General features: G+C 33.4%; 12 protein-coding genes. 8 read left to right on the top strand and 4 right to left on the bottom strand.

Annotated elements, in window-relative coordinates:
* A partial coding sequence (locus tag JKP71_RS02270) for a MucBP domain-containing protein (RefSeq protein WP_200406893.1) occupies positions 1–613 on the top strand: 613 nt, incomplete at its 5' end.
* A gap of 169 nt (positions 614–782) precedes the next feature.
* Positions 783–2,186, top strand: a complete 1,404-nt coding sequence (locus JKP71_RS02275) for an Ig-like domain-containing protein (RefSeq protein WP_200406894.1) — start codon at positions 783–785, stop codon at positions 2,184–2,186.
* Between the two features lie 76 nt (positions 2,187–2,262).
* Here the strand turns inward: JKP71_RS02275 and JKP71_RS02280 are convergent, their stop codons facing one another.
* The 3 genes from JKP71_RS02280 to JKP71_RS02290 are packed head-to-tail and all read right to left on the bottom strand — an operon-like array spanning position 2,263 to position 3,424.
* On the bottom strand, positions 2,263–2,865 hold the full coding sequence (locus JKP71_RS02280; RefSeq protein WP_200406895.1) for a TetR/AcrR family transcriptional regulator: 603 nt from the start codon (positions 2,863–2,865) through the stop codon (positions 2,263–2,265).
* Between the two features lie 23 nt (positions 2,866–2,888).
* Complete coding sequence (locus JKP71_RS02285) at positions 2,889–3,080, bottom strand: hypothetical protein (protein WP_200406896.1); 192 nt, start codon at positions 3,078–3,080, stop codon at positions 2,889–2,891.
* A gap of 29 nt (positions 3,081–3,109) precedes the next feature.
* Complete coding sequence (locus tag JKP71_RS02290; protein WP_200406897.1) at positions 3,110–3,424, bottom strand: helix-turn-helix domain-containing protein; 315 nt, start codon at positions 3,422–3,424, stop codon at positions 3,110–3,112.
* 351 nt (positions 3,425–3,775) lie between these two features.
* On the opposite strand from JKP71_RS02290, the gene JKP71_RS02295 reads away from it, so the two are divergent.
* From JKP71_RS02295 to JKP71_RS02305, 3 genes are all read left to right on the top strand, one after another.
* The gene (locus JKP71_RS02295) at positions 3,776–6,124 is read left to right on the top strand and encodes a MucBP domain-containing protein (protein WP_200406898.1); all 2,349 of its coding nucleotides are present in this window, start codon (positions 3,776–3,778) and stop codon (positions 6,122–6,124) included.
* Between the two features lie 602 nt (positions 6,125–6,726).
* A complete protein-coding gene (locus JKP71_RS02300; RefSeq protein WP_200406899.1) occupies positions 6,727–9,891 on the top strand; it encodes a Cna B-type domain-containing protein in 3,165 nt (1,054 codons plus the stop codon).
* Between the two features lie 1,033 nt (positions 9,892–10,924).
* Positions 10,925–11,617 (top strand): DUF975 family protein, encoded by a 693-nt coding sequence (locus JKP71_RS02305; protein WP_200406900.1) that lies wholly within the window; start codon positions 10,925–10,927, stop codon positions 11,615–11,617.
* A gap of 262 nt (positions 11,618–11,879) precedes the next feature.
* Here JKP71_RS02305 and JKP71_RS02310 read toward each other — a convergent pair whose 3' ends face one another.
* Positions 11,880–12,758 carry an LPXTG cell wall anchor domain-containing protein gene (locus tag JKP71_RS02310; protein ID WP_200406901.1) on the bottom strand — a complete coding sequence of 293 codons (879 nt, stop codon included), beginning with the start codon at positions 12,756–12,758 and terminating at the stop codon, positions 11,880–11,882.
* A gap of 344 nt (positions 12,759–13,102) precedes the next feature.
* Between JKP71_RS02310 and JKP71_RS02315 the strand changes: the two genes are divergently transcribed.
* The 3 genes from JKP71_RS02315 to JKP71_RS02325 all read left to right on the top strand — a co-directional run bounded on the left by JKP71_RS02315 (position 13,103) and on the right by JKP71_RS02325 (position 15,137).
* Complete coding sequence (locus tag JKP71_RS02315) at positions 13,103–13,576, top strand: DUF2975 domain-containing protein (RefSeq protein ID WP_200406902.1); 474 nt, start codon at positions 13,103–13,105, stop codon at positions 13,574–13,576.
* A gap of 11 nt (positions 13,577–13,587) precedes the next feature.
* Positions 13,588–13,794 carry a helix-turn-helix domain-containing protein gene (locus JKP71_RS02320; protein WP_200406903.1) on the top strand — a complete coding sequence of 69 codons (207 nt, stop codon included), beginning with the start codon at positions 13,588–13,590 and terminating at the stop codon, positions 13,792–13,794.
* Between the two features lie 689 nt (positions 13,795–14,483).
* A complete protein-coding gene (locus JKP71_RS02325; protein ID WP_200406904.1) occupies positions 14,484–15,137 on the top strand; it encodes a CPBP family intramembrane glutamic endopeptidase in 654 nt (217 codons plus the stop codon).
* Positions 15,138–15,202: the final 65 nt, after the last annotated feature.

Here is a 15,202-nt window from a genome sequence, read left to right on the forward strand (position 1 = left end):
CATCCCAGGTTACACACTTGATGAGAAGAAATTGCCAACAAATGCGACAGGTACATTGACAGATAAAGCTCAAATTGTAACTTATGTGTATTCTAAAGATGCGGTCGCTGCCGAAGATGTGACAGTTAAGTACGTTGATGAATCAGGAAATAGCATCCATGATTCACAAACCATCAAAGGTAACATTGGTGATGAATATGATGCAAGCACACCAGAATATAAATTGACCATCCCAGGTTACACGCTTGATGAGAAGAAATTGCCAACAAATGCGACAGGTACATTGATAGATGAATCTCAAATTGTAACTTATGTGTATTCTAAAGATGCAGATACTTCCGAAGAGACAGTAAATGATGAAGGCTCAGATGATGGAGAAGTTGGAAAAGATGTAGCAGACAACAATGGTTCGAACGATGAAGGTGTTTTGATAAATGTTTCAAACCCTAGTGATGATTCTATTTCTACGGATGACGCTTACACTGAAACAGGTAAAAATAGTTTACCAGAAACAGGAGAGAACAGATTTTTAGCTCTGTTTAGCTCTATCTTAGGAGTATTATTAGTTGGCTTTAGTATCGTAGTTTATACATTTAAATCTAAAAAGAGATAAGCAAATATTTTATTAAAAAACATCTTAGAAAGATTACGATGTAAATAGTTTAGTTTTTATTAGTGTTGGATAAGGTATCAGATACACTATAAATAGTTATTTTTAAACAAGGTTAAGCAAGGAAAGAATTCCTTTTAACATAAATTTTTTAAGACTTGGAGGGTCTAAAATGAACAAAATTTCAGTAGCTATTCTCACGGCAGTATCACTTACAGCTGTAGCTTCAGCAGGTTCGGTTGTAAAAGCAGATGCACAATCAGAAACTAAAACATCTTCTGTACAACCTCGAGATATTACTATCTTTACTAAAGGTAAGATCGCTGCCAGTGGTAGCATCGTAGATAATAAAGGGATGACTATTGATAGTTCAGGTAAAACAACTGGTACTATCGCATTAAAATATGTCGTTACTGATAGCCTTAATATTGATTTAGGGGATCATACTTATACTTATTTTAAAGTTCCTACTGAATTTCAGGAGTTAATGGATGAGACCGATATTACTAAATATATTAGTGGTATATTTACATACCAAACACTGTTGGGTGGAACTAAAAATGTAGTCTATACACCAGATGATATCAAGGTTGTTGGAGATCACCTTATACGTGTTGATAATGGTAGACATGTTGGTTCAATTGCAAGTAAGGCAACATCAGAAATTGCTATTAACCTAGGTAAGGCAGTTACTGAATCTAATGTCCGCATTCCAGATGCCACATCTGTTTACACATTCCATGCTACAACCACTACAACTGATACACTTGTTAACTGGTCTGTAGTAGGAAGTTCAGATGCAGCTACAATGTTAACTGGTATCCCTAAAATTGATCCAGGATATGGTTATGAAAATCAAAAACCTGTGGTAAATGATATTTATGATACAGATACTTTGGTAACTGGTACAGGAACCCCTAACGCTACAATAAATGTTTACAATAATGATAATGTTATCATTGGACATGGTACAGTCAAAGAAGATGGGACCTATAGTGTAAAAATTGATAGTAAGTATCTTCCACTAGCTGTGGATGATGAAATTCATATTACTCAAAATGCAGGACTTGGTGAAAGTAAACCAGTGGTTACTCATGTAAAACAGAAGGAAGTTGTAAGTGCTTCTAACACTTATTTCCAAACTGGTTATTGGACAGATAGCCAAGCTGATCTTATAGTTGAAGGCCGTTTTGTTAATAAGGCATTTGACTTTGGTAAAAAAGAAAACACAAGTTTTGCAGCTGATTTAGTTAATTCAAGAGGAGAAGCTGTATATCCTGTATCAGGAGCAACTACAGATTGGTATACAGCAGGAATGTATGATGGCTACCAAATTTCACTTCCAACTAGTGCTTTAAGTAGTGCAACTATTATTCCAAGTGGAACTTACACGATTAAAGTTCGGGCACAGAACAGTAATGGTACGGATAGTGCAGTACTTTCAGCTTCTAATACCAAAGCACAAAGATATGTTTTACATCATGCTTGGAATGAAATTGAATCTAAATCAGTAGGTGGTCGTACTATTACATTTACAACAGGTCCAAATAATGAAGCTTTGATTAACATCAAATAAAATATCTAGAGATATAGTAAAAGAATAACTTTAACTAAGTTATTCTTTTTTTCATTAAAATATAGCAGCTGCTAAATTAGTCCGATACCATAGTGAGCAGCTCTTTCAGTGTAGGTGTTAATATATTTAGAATTTGATTGGTAATTTCCTCAGGGGACTGAATGTAGTCTGTGCGATACCATTCCTCTATAATACTTTTCACACCACCAGTAATGTATAAGGAGTAGTTTATAAGTGACTGATCGTTCTGATTTAAAGAGAATGTGTCTGTAAGAGATCTGACGAAATGGTTATAATAGGTTGAGTGTAAGATATCCATAAATGCTACTTCATCAGAGGATTCGGTTAGTATTTTAATTCGTGATTTATTTGAATAAAAAAAAGTAACCAAATCAAGAGTATAGTCAAATAGAACTTGTTTAACATCTCTGGTAGTTGTCATTTTGAAAGCTTCTATATTTGTAAACTTATGCTTCAATAGGTCATCAAACTCTACTAAGAACTGTTCTAACATGGTATCAAGTACATCTTGCTTATTTCTAAAATAGCGATAAAATGTGACACGACTTATTCCAATTTTTCGACTAACATCATTAATAGAGATTTTATCTAAGGGTTTATTCTGAAGCTGAGTGAGAAAATATGAAATAATCTGATCCGCTGTTTTTTTATTATTCATGGTACTCCTATTTCTAGATAACTTTAGCGATAATGCTTTTTGTTAGCTCTAAAAACTAGTTTTTTATTTCTTTTATCTATGACACGTAACTCAGAATCATGTGAATTAGTGTTTTTAACTCGTACAATGATTATATTTTGGTAGCGACTAGGATTGTTAACAACTATAGTCGCTGCTTGTCCATCATTTAAGATAATTTTTTCACCGGGTCTCATAGGCTTCTATTCCTTATATTCCAACTATTTTAAACGTAATTAGGGTCAAAATACTCTTTACAGAGTTGGTAAAGTTCTCTCTTTTTATTAATTTCTAAACCATAGAAATACTCAGCGATAGTGGTTTTATTTGGATCATCTGATAAACCAAGTAAATATTCTGGGGTAACATCGAAATAATTTGCAAGTTCTAGAAGTCGTACACCAGAAGGAATTTTGCCATAGCGATAATTGTTTAGTGCGCTTTTGGGATAATTTAATTCTTGTTCGACACAATAAATTGGTTTATTAATTTTTTTGCATTGTTCTTTAAGGCGTTGATGAAAGATATAATTTTTTTCCATTTAATTATCCGTTGACGGGTCTGTCATAAGCTCCTTGTTATTTTTGACACAAAGTCTTTTACTATTTTATAATCTTTCTCATTTATTTCAAGTGACATTTTTAACAAAGTGTAAACCTACAATTTTAATTTTTTATGAGTAACAGATTGTTTTACCAAAGTATAAAAACGTTCAAATGGCGTTATAAAAGCATGATGATGGACTATAAGCTATTTATTTTATTCACAAGTGTTGTTTTAATTGTTCTGGATATTACATAAAGCTATAATTATGTACAATAAATGATACCGAAAATGATAAAATTTTTGTTAAAATCTCCTAAGGAATAAAATTAATAGAAGGGTTATTATTATGAAAAGTAAAAATATTTTGGCGTTAACAATTATCCTCTCATCTAGTCTTTCTCCTCTGACGGTGCTTGCGGATAACAATGTCGAGTCAGTTAATAGCGAAGTTTCTAAAAAAACATCAACAGAGGTAAATCGAAATGATTCAGAGGATATAGAAACAGAACCGCAAAAAAATGAAGTTAATCAATATGAACAGGAAGAAGATAATCTAAATGGAGAACCAGATAATAGTGCTCCTGATTTGGCGAGTACGGAACAAATAATAGATAATCAAGATGAAGGTTCGGAAAGCATCGATAGTTGGATGCCTGATAACCAGTTACAGATGGCTGTAGCAGGAGCATTGGATATTACTGTAGATCAATTAACTAAAGAAAAGGTTGCCGAACTAGGTACAGTACCAGGAAACAAAAGTGTTCAAACATCAGGAGTGAATAGCCTGGAAGGACTCCAGTATGCTAAAAATGGGACTAACATGGTATTTGTATTTAGGAATGGAAATATTTCTGATTTGACACCATTAACAGGTCTTGGAATTGCTCAGCTTGATGTTGAAAATAATAATATAAGTGATTTATCTGCCTTGAAAAATATTGCACTAAATACTCTTATAATAAAAAATAATAATGTGAATCGGTTAAGTGGATGGGGCTTAAGTAATTCTATACAGATAATTAATGCTGATTCAAACCATATTTCTGATATCAGTAGTGTAGGTTCAAGCACTACGATGTTTCTCGCACGTTATCAAACAATAACAAACCCGCCTATTGAGAGAAGCGAGCATATTACGATACCGAGTGTAAAGCATGTTAGTAACTACCTCTTTGTAGAGAATAATTTTTCAATCAGTAATAGTGGGGTTTACCTTCCTCTCTATAATAATAATGGGACTATTGAGTGGAATAATTTATCTTCTGAAACAGACCACTTAGAATACTCCTTTGATCGTCAATATTCGAGTAGCTCTTCAGAGGATTACTTAAAAGCAAACAAAGTCTACTTTTCTGGAACTGTTATCCAGCCTTTTACCGGAAGTGAAGCTTCTAAGGGAAGTGTTGTAGTGAAATATGTGGATGAAGACGGTGAAGAAATTGCTGAAGAGAAGACTTTAACAGGTAATATTGGAGAGAGTTATGATGTCACCACTTCCGATTATAAACTAGGTATATCTGGCTATACCTTAGATGAAAATCGATTACCAGATAATGCAAATGGTACATTTACAGATCAATCACAAGTTGTCACATATGTATATGAAAAGAATCAAGATAAGACTAGTCTGATTGTACATGATTCAGAGCTAACAGTAGGAGACACTTGGACTGCTGAGGACAATTTTGATGGTGCCACCGATTATTATGGCAATCCGGTCCTGTTCTCAGATATAAGTGTTGAAGGTGAAGTTGATACTACTAAAGTTGGAACCTACGAAGTGACATATAGAAGATTTATACCAAATTTATTTTCAAATTCCGAAAATCAGGGTACCTATTCAGCGATTGCTACAGTTAAAGTCAATGCGCCCCAACCTGAACCCCAACAAGGAGCTGATGTAACAGTTCAATACATTGATGAAGAAGGCAATAAGCTTCAGGATGATATCGTCCTTAAAGGAAATGTCGGTGAAGCTTACACAAGCGAGCAAAGAGAGTTCGATGGCTATACCTTCAAAGCAGTAAAAGAAGATAATGCCACAGGTACATTCTCTGATAAAACCCAAACAGTGACTTATGTCTACACGAAAAACGAAGAAGTAACCTTAGCCCATGTAGTGGTTCATGACTCTACTTTGAGTGTTAACGATTCATGGTCACCAGAAGATAACTTTGACGAAGCAACAGATGCTTCAGGTAATGAACTAGAGTTCTCAGAAATTACAGTCGATGGCGAAGTAGATACGACTACGCCAGGACAATATACAGTGACTTATACTAGATTGGTTCGTAATCGCTTATCTGACGAGCAACATGAAGGTACTTATACGGCTTCTGCAACAGTCACAGTTTTAGCAAGTAACACCACTGAAGAGGAAAACAAGGATTCGGAAAGCGAGAATAATTCCAGTTCAAACGATACGCTAAATGATGAAAATAACGGAATTTCGAATATCAATGACAACAGTAATATTAATGGAGATTCAAACGCTCCTGCCCAAACAGTTGAGAATGATTCACAAATTAGTCAATCAGACCAAAGCAGTAAAATTGCTAAAGTAGCTAAAGCCTTACCAGAAACTGGTAATAACGAAAGTGTTTTCGCGGTTGTTATCGGCTTGATCGTATTAATTGGTGCTGTTAGTACAGCTTTTTATAGCAAGCTTAAAATTCATCGGGACAGGATAAAGTGAGTAATGGAAGGGTCGGAAAGGAAAAACCATTTATATTTTATTTCCAACGGTATGGGCTTAGCAGATACCCATAACGAGTTTCATCAAAAAATTTAAACAACAAGAAAACCACTAAGTTTGATTATGAGTGGTTTTTATTTATTAATAATAGTAAAAATTTGTTAAGCCGCTGACAAAGTTAAATACAGATAGTTGGGTATTTCGTTTATGTAATCCTTAAATTTTATTGGTTGCCATTACCATATTGTCTTCAAGTTTAACTTCGAAAAATTGCTTAATTCATTTAGAGAGCACTGTTTAAAGTCCTCATTATGCTCTTTAAAGCTTGAAATAAAGGCTCTTTCGTCTAGTGACTTATTAGACAGATTATAACACACCTATTGGTACCTAATTTTTTATAGTATAGCTCCGCCGCAATGGGATATTATAAAAAGAATTGAGGTGGAATGATTTAACAATTAAATCAAGGCGACAAAATACAATATAGTTCGTTATGTATTTTTTATAATATCATTTCTTGAGATGAGAAAATTATTGTAAAATTATTAGTATAGTAAGCGCATTCTATAAAAATTATAGAATTAAATGAGAAGGGACGACATATGAAAAATTTAAAAAGAGCTTCTATACTTTTAGTTGGAATAACGAGCTTAGTGATTGCAATTTTAGTTCTGGTCATTGTGGGAGATAAACAAACAGAAGTAGATGCACAAGAAGTACTCGCAACTCCTGATTTCACAAGAGTGAGCAGAGAAAATTTTAATCAATACTTTACATTAAGTGGAGAAGCTGGGCATTTTTATCACGATTCAAGAAACCCATTACTATCATTGTTTCCAGATTTACAAGTAAATATTGATCCAACAGCAAGATATGAAGAAACTACCGGTATAGTTACACTAACTCCTAATCGAAATGATTGGACAGGTAACATGACACTGAATGAAAGAATTTCATCAGAACATTCATTTGAGTTAAAAGGGGCTGTATACCTAGGGGCTAATGATGGGAATAACTATACTTCTGATGATAATGATGTAGTTATACCAGAAGGGAATGGTGTAACTGAGCATAGATATCCATCATTTGCAGGAGGAGCAGATGGAATCGGATTTGCTTTTAATAAAGATGATACAGGCATAAGCGGTTATACTGGGGCTAATTTAGGTATTGGAGGGTTGAAGGAAGCTGTTGGATTTAAATTTGATACGTTTGGAAATGAATATACTCCTTCAGTTGCTGAAGGAGGGCGAGCCTACGATAAAAACCATCTTCTAGGATTTGCACAAGATCCGTTTGCTTTTCCCTTAGGTAAAGCATATGGGACGTTCTTAGAGACTACCCCTATTGGAATAAATGACGAGGGCATTACAGGTCAAGTATTACAGGATGGACAATGGGTGGATACGACTGTCAATCACTTTGCAAATAAAGTGGGAGACCCAGTCTTTTTAAATGAGTCAGCAATTTTTGGAGGAACACTTGGTAAAAGAGACGAAATCGCTGGTGGAATAAGCGGGGGAAAAATACAAGATGCCAGATATTCTATTGATGATTATGGATATGATGCAAATGTTGCGTCTAATAATAGTGACGGATTTGTGGATGTGATGTATAAGTACGTTGCGAATGTGCAAAATTCTGAATCGAATGGTGATACAGGTGGTATTTTATATGTTTATCTCTTAAAAGGTGTTGCAGGATCTCCTATTGGAGGTGTTGAAAATAGAAGAGTAAGTATAAATGGTGTAGAGCAAAATGTAGAAATGGAACTGATTGCTCAGAAAGATATAGCATCATCGGCATCGTTGGCACTATCAATTACAGCCTCTACAGGTTCTTTTCGAAATCTCCAACAATTCCGATTTGACTACATGGAATTTGATGCAGTAAAGCGTTTATCAATTGAGAAGAAATGGCAGTCTAAAGATGTTGATACTGAGCGGGAAAAGCAAGGAAGACCTTCGGAAATAGAGGTAATCGTAAGACGGTTTATTGATGTTAATAACCAGAGGATAGAAATTTCTCCACTAGATGAGATTAATACCATAGGGGTGAATGACCCTAATGTACAAGTTTCAGATGACTCGTGGAAGTTTCAATGGGATAATTTGCCTAAATATTCGGATGATACGGATGGGCATGGATTAAAAGAAATATTTTATAAAATAGAAGAAGTTTTTGTACCTGGGTATATTAGTATGGTAAAAGAAATTAACGAAAGTGAATTTGAGATTACAAATACTTATGCTAATCCAACAGAACTCCGGGGCAGAAAAATTTGGAATGATATCCTTTTTGATGGGGGAAGGTCTGAGATAACGGTTGGTATTCTTCAATCAATCAATGGGGGCGAGAAAAAACCTGTCTTATATAAGGACCTTGCAAAGTATATTGATGAGAGTATACTTGCTGGTCCAGTGAGTGAATCATATCCTGAACTCACGAACGCTTCAGCTGACGATGAAATATGGAACCAACAAGTTGTTAGAAAAGTGAATGAAACTACCTGGGAGTATTTGTTTACACATTTGCCAAGTACTGATTCAAATAATAGTAAGATTACATATTCAGTACAAGAAGTAAAAGGCATTTTTGGATATGAACAACGTCTAATTGGAAACAATATTATTAATGACCTTCAAGAAGAGGTTAGCATAACCTTTGAGAAATTATGGGATGATAACGAAAACGCTTTTGATACAAGACCAGGATCAATATTAATACAGTTAGTTAGTAGAATATCCGGTAGTCAGAGTGAGTGGACAGAGGTAGGTGACTTTGTCAAATTAGAGCCAGATGCTAGCGGAAAGTGGTCACATGAGTTTAAGAATGTTCCAAGGTTTGTTGACAATAAACTGATTGAGTATTCAGTTGTTGAGAGAGCGGCAGAAGAAGGCGAATTAGATAGCTATGTTACATCAGCTACAGAGGATATTATTGCACATGACGGGAAAGTAACTATGATAAATAAGTATAACCAAAAAGAAACTACCACTTTCACAGTACAGAAACTCTGGAATGATGGAATGTTTAAACAGCGTCCTTCACTCATAAAGGTTAACTTATTTAGAAGCCTAGATGGTGAAAATTGGGAAATAGTTCCTGAATATAGTGAGATAACAGTGTCAGGCAATAGTTCAGACAAAGAATGGAACTTGAATCTAGAAAACTTACCTACTTTTGATAAAAACGGTGATAGATATCAATACAAAGTGGAAGAAATGGATGTTCCAGAAAATTACGTCTCAGAAGTTGTTGATGGAAAAATAGTTAATACGTTGTTAGCCAACATTTCAGGAACAAAAACCTGGTCAAATAGAAGTAAAACATTCCCACTTAAAATTGAATTACTACAGAATGGTACGGCAGTGGCTAGTCAAAATATTGGAGATGAAGAGAAGTGGGGATATGATTTTGGAAAATGGGCAATTTATGATGAAAGTGGGAAAAAATATAGCTATACTATTAGAGAGTCAGTAATAAATAGTTCAGATGACCTTTCGGGTTATAAAAAAGAAATTGAAAATAAAGAAATTTCCCCAACACATCTAATTATTAATTTAAAAAATACAATGTTGGAAGAAGAAATTAAAGATAGTGAGGAAGAAGGTAATGATGTTGAAAAAATAGAAGATAAGGAAGTTGATGACAGGAAAACTTTACCTGCAACTGGGGAATATATTTCTTGGTTTATAGCATTTGTGGGAGGTATCGCTTTACTAACCAGCTTAATTGGACACGCGTTAAAAAAAAGTAAAAAGTAAGGATAAAGTGTCCACGAATAAGTAAGATTAATTATAAATTTTTAAACAGCAGCTTTTAGAGAGGTATAATCGTTATGATATTTTAACTGATGACAAACCAGAATATGCTGTATTAATTAGAGAATTTTTTAAATATATTGAACCAAGAGAGTTTGATAGGAGTATATTTAGTAAGTGGAAAAAAATAAGAGAGATAGGAAATTCACTTGGTCATACGAGTGATAGTAGTGACGAACAAGGTTTTTATATTGAGTCTAAAGCATATAATGTAAAAGTTTATGAGCATGAATTAAATACAAAAAGAAAAGAACTTTTGGACTATAAAGATTGTATTTTGGGATATTTTGATAAGCATGAAAGGAAGGTCAGTTATAGGGGAAGGGTATCAAGGAAATAAATATTATTTTACCTCATATAATATGAACAACACTTAGATTTAAAGATGAATATGTGTATAATTTGTAAAAATTGGCAGAAAGCCTAGCAGAGCTATTCTGGAAGATCAGAATAAAAAAAATATAAACTAACCAATGTTGAGAAAGACAAGTGAAAATTAAAGCAAAAACAGGGGAATTATGGTATAAAATCAGTATTTTTAAGTAAAAGGTAGATTTTCTCTGTAATTACTGGGATTTCAAATCTATAACTTTTCGAAACTAACCATGGAACTAACCATATTTTTAGAAGATTTGAACATAAAAGTATAAAATAAAAAGCCACAGAAAATTAGATTTGTGGCTTTTTATTTTATAATTTTGGTTAAAATCTCAATATTAATCTAAATTGGAATAACGTCAAGTAATTAGACGCAAAAGAGTTTTGATAAAGCCTCTATAAAAATTAGTCTAAATATGTATGTTTGAAGCCTAGGCCATTAGCGGTGGCTCTTTATTTTTAGATTTAGTTATATATATAAACTAAAGATAGTATAGTGTGAATTGTTTTAACAGTAAATAAAAAATGATATACTGGATTTAAATATTCGGATTGCCAATTGTAATTATCGTATAAGTTATCTTAAGGAGGGGAATTAGTGAAAAATAGAGTGCTAAAAAGGGATGCTAGGGAGGCCCTCAAACAAAACTTCCCTCAAAAAATGTTTCTTTTCATTATTTCTATCATATCTGGTATTACTGGTGTTGGTCCGATTCTAGAAAACATAATTAAATTTTTTGCTGATCATAATAAAATGGGACTAAGCGGTTTTTGGACTACTCCAGCATTTGGAAAAAGTATGGAGCTAGTATTTCTGATATTATTTGTTATTTTCGCAAAGATTGTTTCTACTGGAGCGATTTTTGTGTATATTAACATATTCCGGGGATATGTAATAAAGCCCAGCATTAGGTATGTTTTTGCTCCATTTCTGGATAAAGATGTTGTTAAGATTCTATCACTGAATGTTACTAAAGGGTTAGCCTATATTCTCCTAGCCCTTATCCCTTTTATAGGTTGGGGGATAGGCTTATATTTAGCGTTAGGATGGTCGCAAGCTACTTATATTTTATTTGACCAGCTTGATAACGGGAATTATCAAAGTATCTGGAAGGTTTTGAAGGCTTCTTCTAAGAAGATGAGAGGGAAGAGGTGGGACTATTTAGGATACCGATTGAGCTTTATTGGTTGGGAGTTACTAAATATAATTTTTATTGGAGTTATTGGATTTTGGACTATCCCCTATATAAATATGTCCCTAGTTGCTTACTATGAAAAAGTGATAATATGATTTTTAGGATTATTGTAATTTCTACAACAGAAAAATCTAAAGTGAACTTCTCATAGGATCATAGTGCTATCGCATTTCTTTTTTATTAGTACGAATTAGTTTTCGCATCTTTCTAATTTCACCTCGGCAGCCTTGTATTTGTAGACGATTAGTACGTCTACGATTTATAAGGTTTTTGTTTTCTTCTAAAAGATGTGTGCTTTCATTTTGAAGCTCTTTTAATTCATCCTTAAGGATATTAATCCTTAATATGTGAAAATCTTTATCTATCATGTTTAGAGACATACTTTCTCTTAGATACAAATATTGTTGCAAGACCTAAAGTAAGTGCACCAATGATAGAGAATTCTAAACTAGACTTATCACCAGTCACAGGTAATTGATACAAGGAAGGCTTTTCACTTTCTCCCGAAGTATTAAATGAATTTCTGTTTAATTTAGTAATCTTCTTTATTAAACCGGAAGACTTAACCTGCTTTGGCTGTTGCTCTGATACTGGAGTAGCTTGTGGAGTCTGATTAGGTACCTTAATCTGATCTGGTTTTTGCTCCAATACTGGAGTAGCTTGTGGAGTCTGACTCGGTACCTTAACCTGATCTGGCTGTTGCTCTGATACTGGAGTAGCTTGTGGAGTCTGATTAGGTACCTTAATCTGAGCTGGTTGTTGCTCCAATACTGGAGTAGCTTGTGGAGCCTGATTAGGTACCTTAATCTGAGCTGGTTGTTGCTCTAATACGGGAGTAGCTTGTGGAGTTTGACTCGGTACCTTAACCTGAGCTGGTTGTTGCTCTAATACGGGAGTAGCTTGTGGAGTTTGACTCGGTACCTTAACCTGAGCTGGTTGTTGCTCTAATACGGGAGTAGCTTGTGGAGTTTGACTCGGTACCTTAATCTGAGCTGGTTGTTGCTCTAATACTGGAGTAGCTTGTGGAGTCTGACTCGGTACCTTAACCTGAGCTGGTTGCTCCAATACAGGCGTAATTTGAGGAAGTGGAGGAAGCGGTGCGATTTCAACACCCTCCAAATAGAATCTTCCACTGTCAAATGCTGCAACTTTACTATCTGCATTTACTTGGACACCTGTGAGAGAAATTCCTATGAGAGTTGAAGTTATAAGAGTTATTTTGGTTCTTTTTTTCATGTTTTAAAATCCTTTTTTTATTTGTGAGATTTTATTCTATTATAATAAATTATGAAAGTCAATATTTTTTTAGTGAAAAACGATAAATAAACATTGATAAACAATATCGATTTTCAGGTGCTATGAATCACAGTTAATATAAAAAATAGATGATGTTATAACAAAAGAACACAAAAAAACAATTATCACATGAACATAAGCCTGAAATGTCGATGATTGTCGAGAATGGCTATGTTTTAAGTGAATTATTTAGCATTTTTACAATATGAACTACCAATATCTACCTTAGTTGACAAGTTATAATTGTTTAGATAAAATTAATCTAAAATAAGTGAGGAAAAGCGTTGAAAATTAAAACTAATCCACTCAAGCTCATTATCGCTATAATAATGGCATTTATCATTTTTTTATTTGGTCTGCTCGCGATAGGGCTTTGGAATTCTTTTCAAAGTAATGATATCTATTTTTCTAAAATTTTATTTTATTTATGCTTTTTTGGTGCTTTAATATTTGCGCTGATTTCGCTAAGTAAAGCATATACAATATTGATATTAATAGATAAAGACATCATATTTACGAGGGAAATTCTTAAAATTATAATCGACATTAAAAGGCTTACTGTTGCTAGTACAATAGTATTGATAGGGATATTACCTATGGTTTACCATATCATTGAATTAACACATTTTTATATTGTGTTACCAATTTCACTAATTTTTATCTGTTCACCCTTAGTTCTTAGTACTTTTACAGCGGTTATTCAACAGCTTTTATTACGAATAATTGATATAAAATCTGAAAATGACTTAACTGTCTGAAAGGGGATACTATGGCTATAAAGGTACATATTGATCGGATGTTGGTTGAGAGACAAATGTCTGTTACAGAGCTATCGGAAAAAGTGGGCATTACAATGGCTAATATTTCAATATTAAAAAATGGAAAAGCAAAGGCGATAAGATTTTCTACTTTGGAAGGATTATGCAAGGTTTTAGAGTGTCAACCCAAAGATATTTTGGAGTATATTGAGGACTAGTAATTATTTTACACCTTTGGGGTGTTTTTTGTTTTTAAAAAACGATAAAAAAATATCGAAAAACAATAAAAAAGTATTGACAAACATTATTTATTTTTGTAAACTGATATAGAATTAATGTTTGATGAACTTCACGTCCATTTTTCAATAGCTTAGAAAGTTAGGAGTCAACACATATTATAAAGAAGTTTAATTTAAAGTTATCAACGCAAATGGCTGCTCTTTTATTATCCTTAGTATTGAACATATTTCAATACCAGTATGGGAAGGGACTTATTGAGTCTTATGAGATCTCACAAATCAAATTGGATAAACAACAAGGTGTCATAGAAAAATTACCAAAAGTATCTAACCAAGATCAAAGAAAATCAGATTTTAAGATTGTACCTTAAGCCTACATCTATAAAAAAGATCCTTGGGAAGGATTAAAAGGCAGCCTATATCGATATATTAAGAAGGTGTGTGGGAAATCCGAAGCTCGCTCTAACCTAATAAAAAAACAGTATACACAAATTTCTGTTTAGTAGTCATAAATTGAAATTTTATTAATAGTATTTGAGTTTACTTGCTTGAAAGAAAGTGAACCCAAACTTGGCATAATCAAGCAGGAAATGTATTATTATGAGTACAATGTTGTATAATTTAAATACAAATAATAGCACATATTTCACCTAAAGAGAGGAAAAAAAATGGAACAAAAAACATCACCAACGAATATCGTAAGAACTTTAATAGGGCTAATATTACTATTTGTAGGTTTTTACTTAATGGGAAATGTAAATTTACACATAGGATATGCACAACAGTTTACTGTTCTAGTATTTAGTATTGCAGCAGTTGCTATAATTTTTGGTAAACAAGCTTTGTCATGGTTTGGAAAGCCGCAGGGTAAGTATATTAAAATTATAATAGCTTGCCTATTAATCAATGCAGTTTGGTCGATGTTGGGTGGTGCTTTAGTTTCGCTAATTTTTGGGGATGCTAGTAGTCATGGAAACTCTGCATATGGCAACTACTTTTTGATTTTCTTTGTACCTTTTATGCTTATGGGAGAAGAACTGTTTTCTATCGGCATTTTAGAAACGTTAAGAACGAAGTGGGGTATTTCTACGCTTATCTCAAGCTTAGTTACTGCCGCAATCTTTGGGCTTATCCACTTTAACACTTACAACGGGGGGGATATCTTACGAACTATTATTCAAATTTTACTTGTTCAAGGAGTAGCTAGATTAATTTTGAATTATGCATATTTGAAAACTAAGAGTATATGGACTTCTTATGCAGTACATTTAATCTTTGATTTATTTTTCTTGTTTGTATTACCTCTGGTTCTTCCAAAATAGGACTTAAAGAAAGTTAATTACATAATAGGACAAATGTAATAGAAAAACTGAGAAAGTAAACTTAT

The sequence above is a fragment of the Lactococcus taiwanensis genome (assembly GCF_014905395.1).
GTDB lineage: Bacteria > Bacillota > Bacilli > Lactobacillales > Streptococcaceae > Lactococcus > Lactococcus taiwanensis.

Bases quoted from the DNA above. Each gene is read 5' to 3' on its own strand.
- JKP71_RS02300 (WP_200406899.1), top strand. From the start codon at position 6,727: ATGAAAAATTTAAAAAGAGCTTCTATACTTTTAGTTGGAATAACGAGC.
- JKP71_RS02280 (WP_200406895.1), bottom strand. From the start codon at position 2,865: ATGAATAATAAAAAAACAGCGGATCAGATTATTTCATATTTTCTCACT.
- JKP71_RS02325 (WP_200406904.1), top strand. From the start codon at position 14,484: ATGGAACAAAAAACATCACCAACGAATATCGTAAGAACTTTAATAGGG.
- JKP71_RS02310 (WP_200406901.1), bottom strand. From the start codon at position 12,758: ATGAAAAAAAGAACCAAAATAACTCTTATAACTTCAACTCTCATAGGA.
- JKP71_RS02290 (WP_200406897.1), bottom strand. From the start codon at position 3,424: ATGGAAAAAAATTATATCTTTCATCAACGCCTTAAAGAACAATGCAAA.
- JKP71_RS02275 (WP_200406894.1), top strand. From the start codon at position 783: ATGAACAAAATTTCAGTAGCTATTCTCACGGCAGTATCACTTACAGCT.
- JKP71_RS02285 (WP_200406896.1), bottom strand. From the start codon at position 3,080: ATGAGACCCGGTGAAAAAATTATCTTAAATGATGGACAAGCAGCGACT.
- JKP71_RS02295 (WP_200406898.1), top strand. From the start codon at position 3,776: ATGAAAAGTAAAAATATTTTGGCGTTAACAATTATCCTCTCATCTAGT.
- JKP71_RS02320 (WP_200406903.1), top strand. From the start codon at position 13,588: ATGGCTATAAAGGTACATATTGATCGGATGTTGGTTGAGAGACAAATG.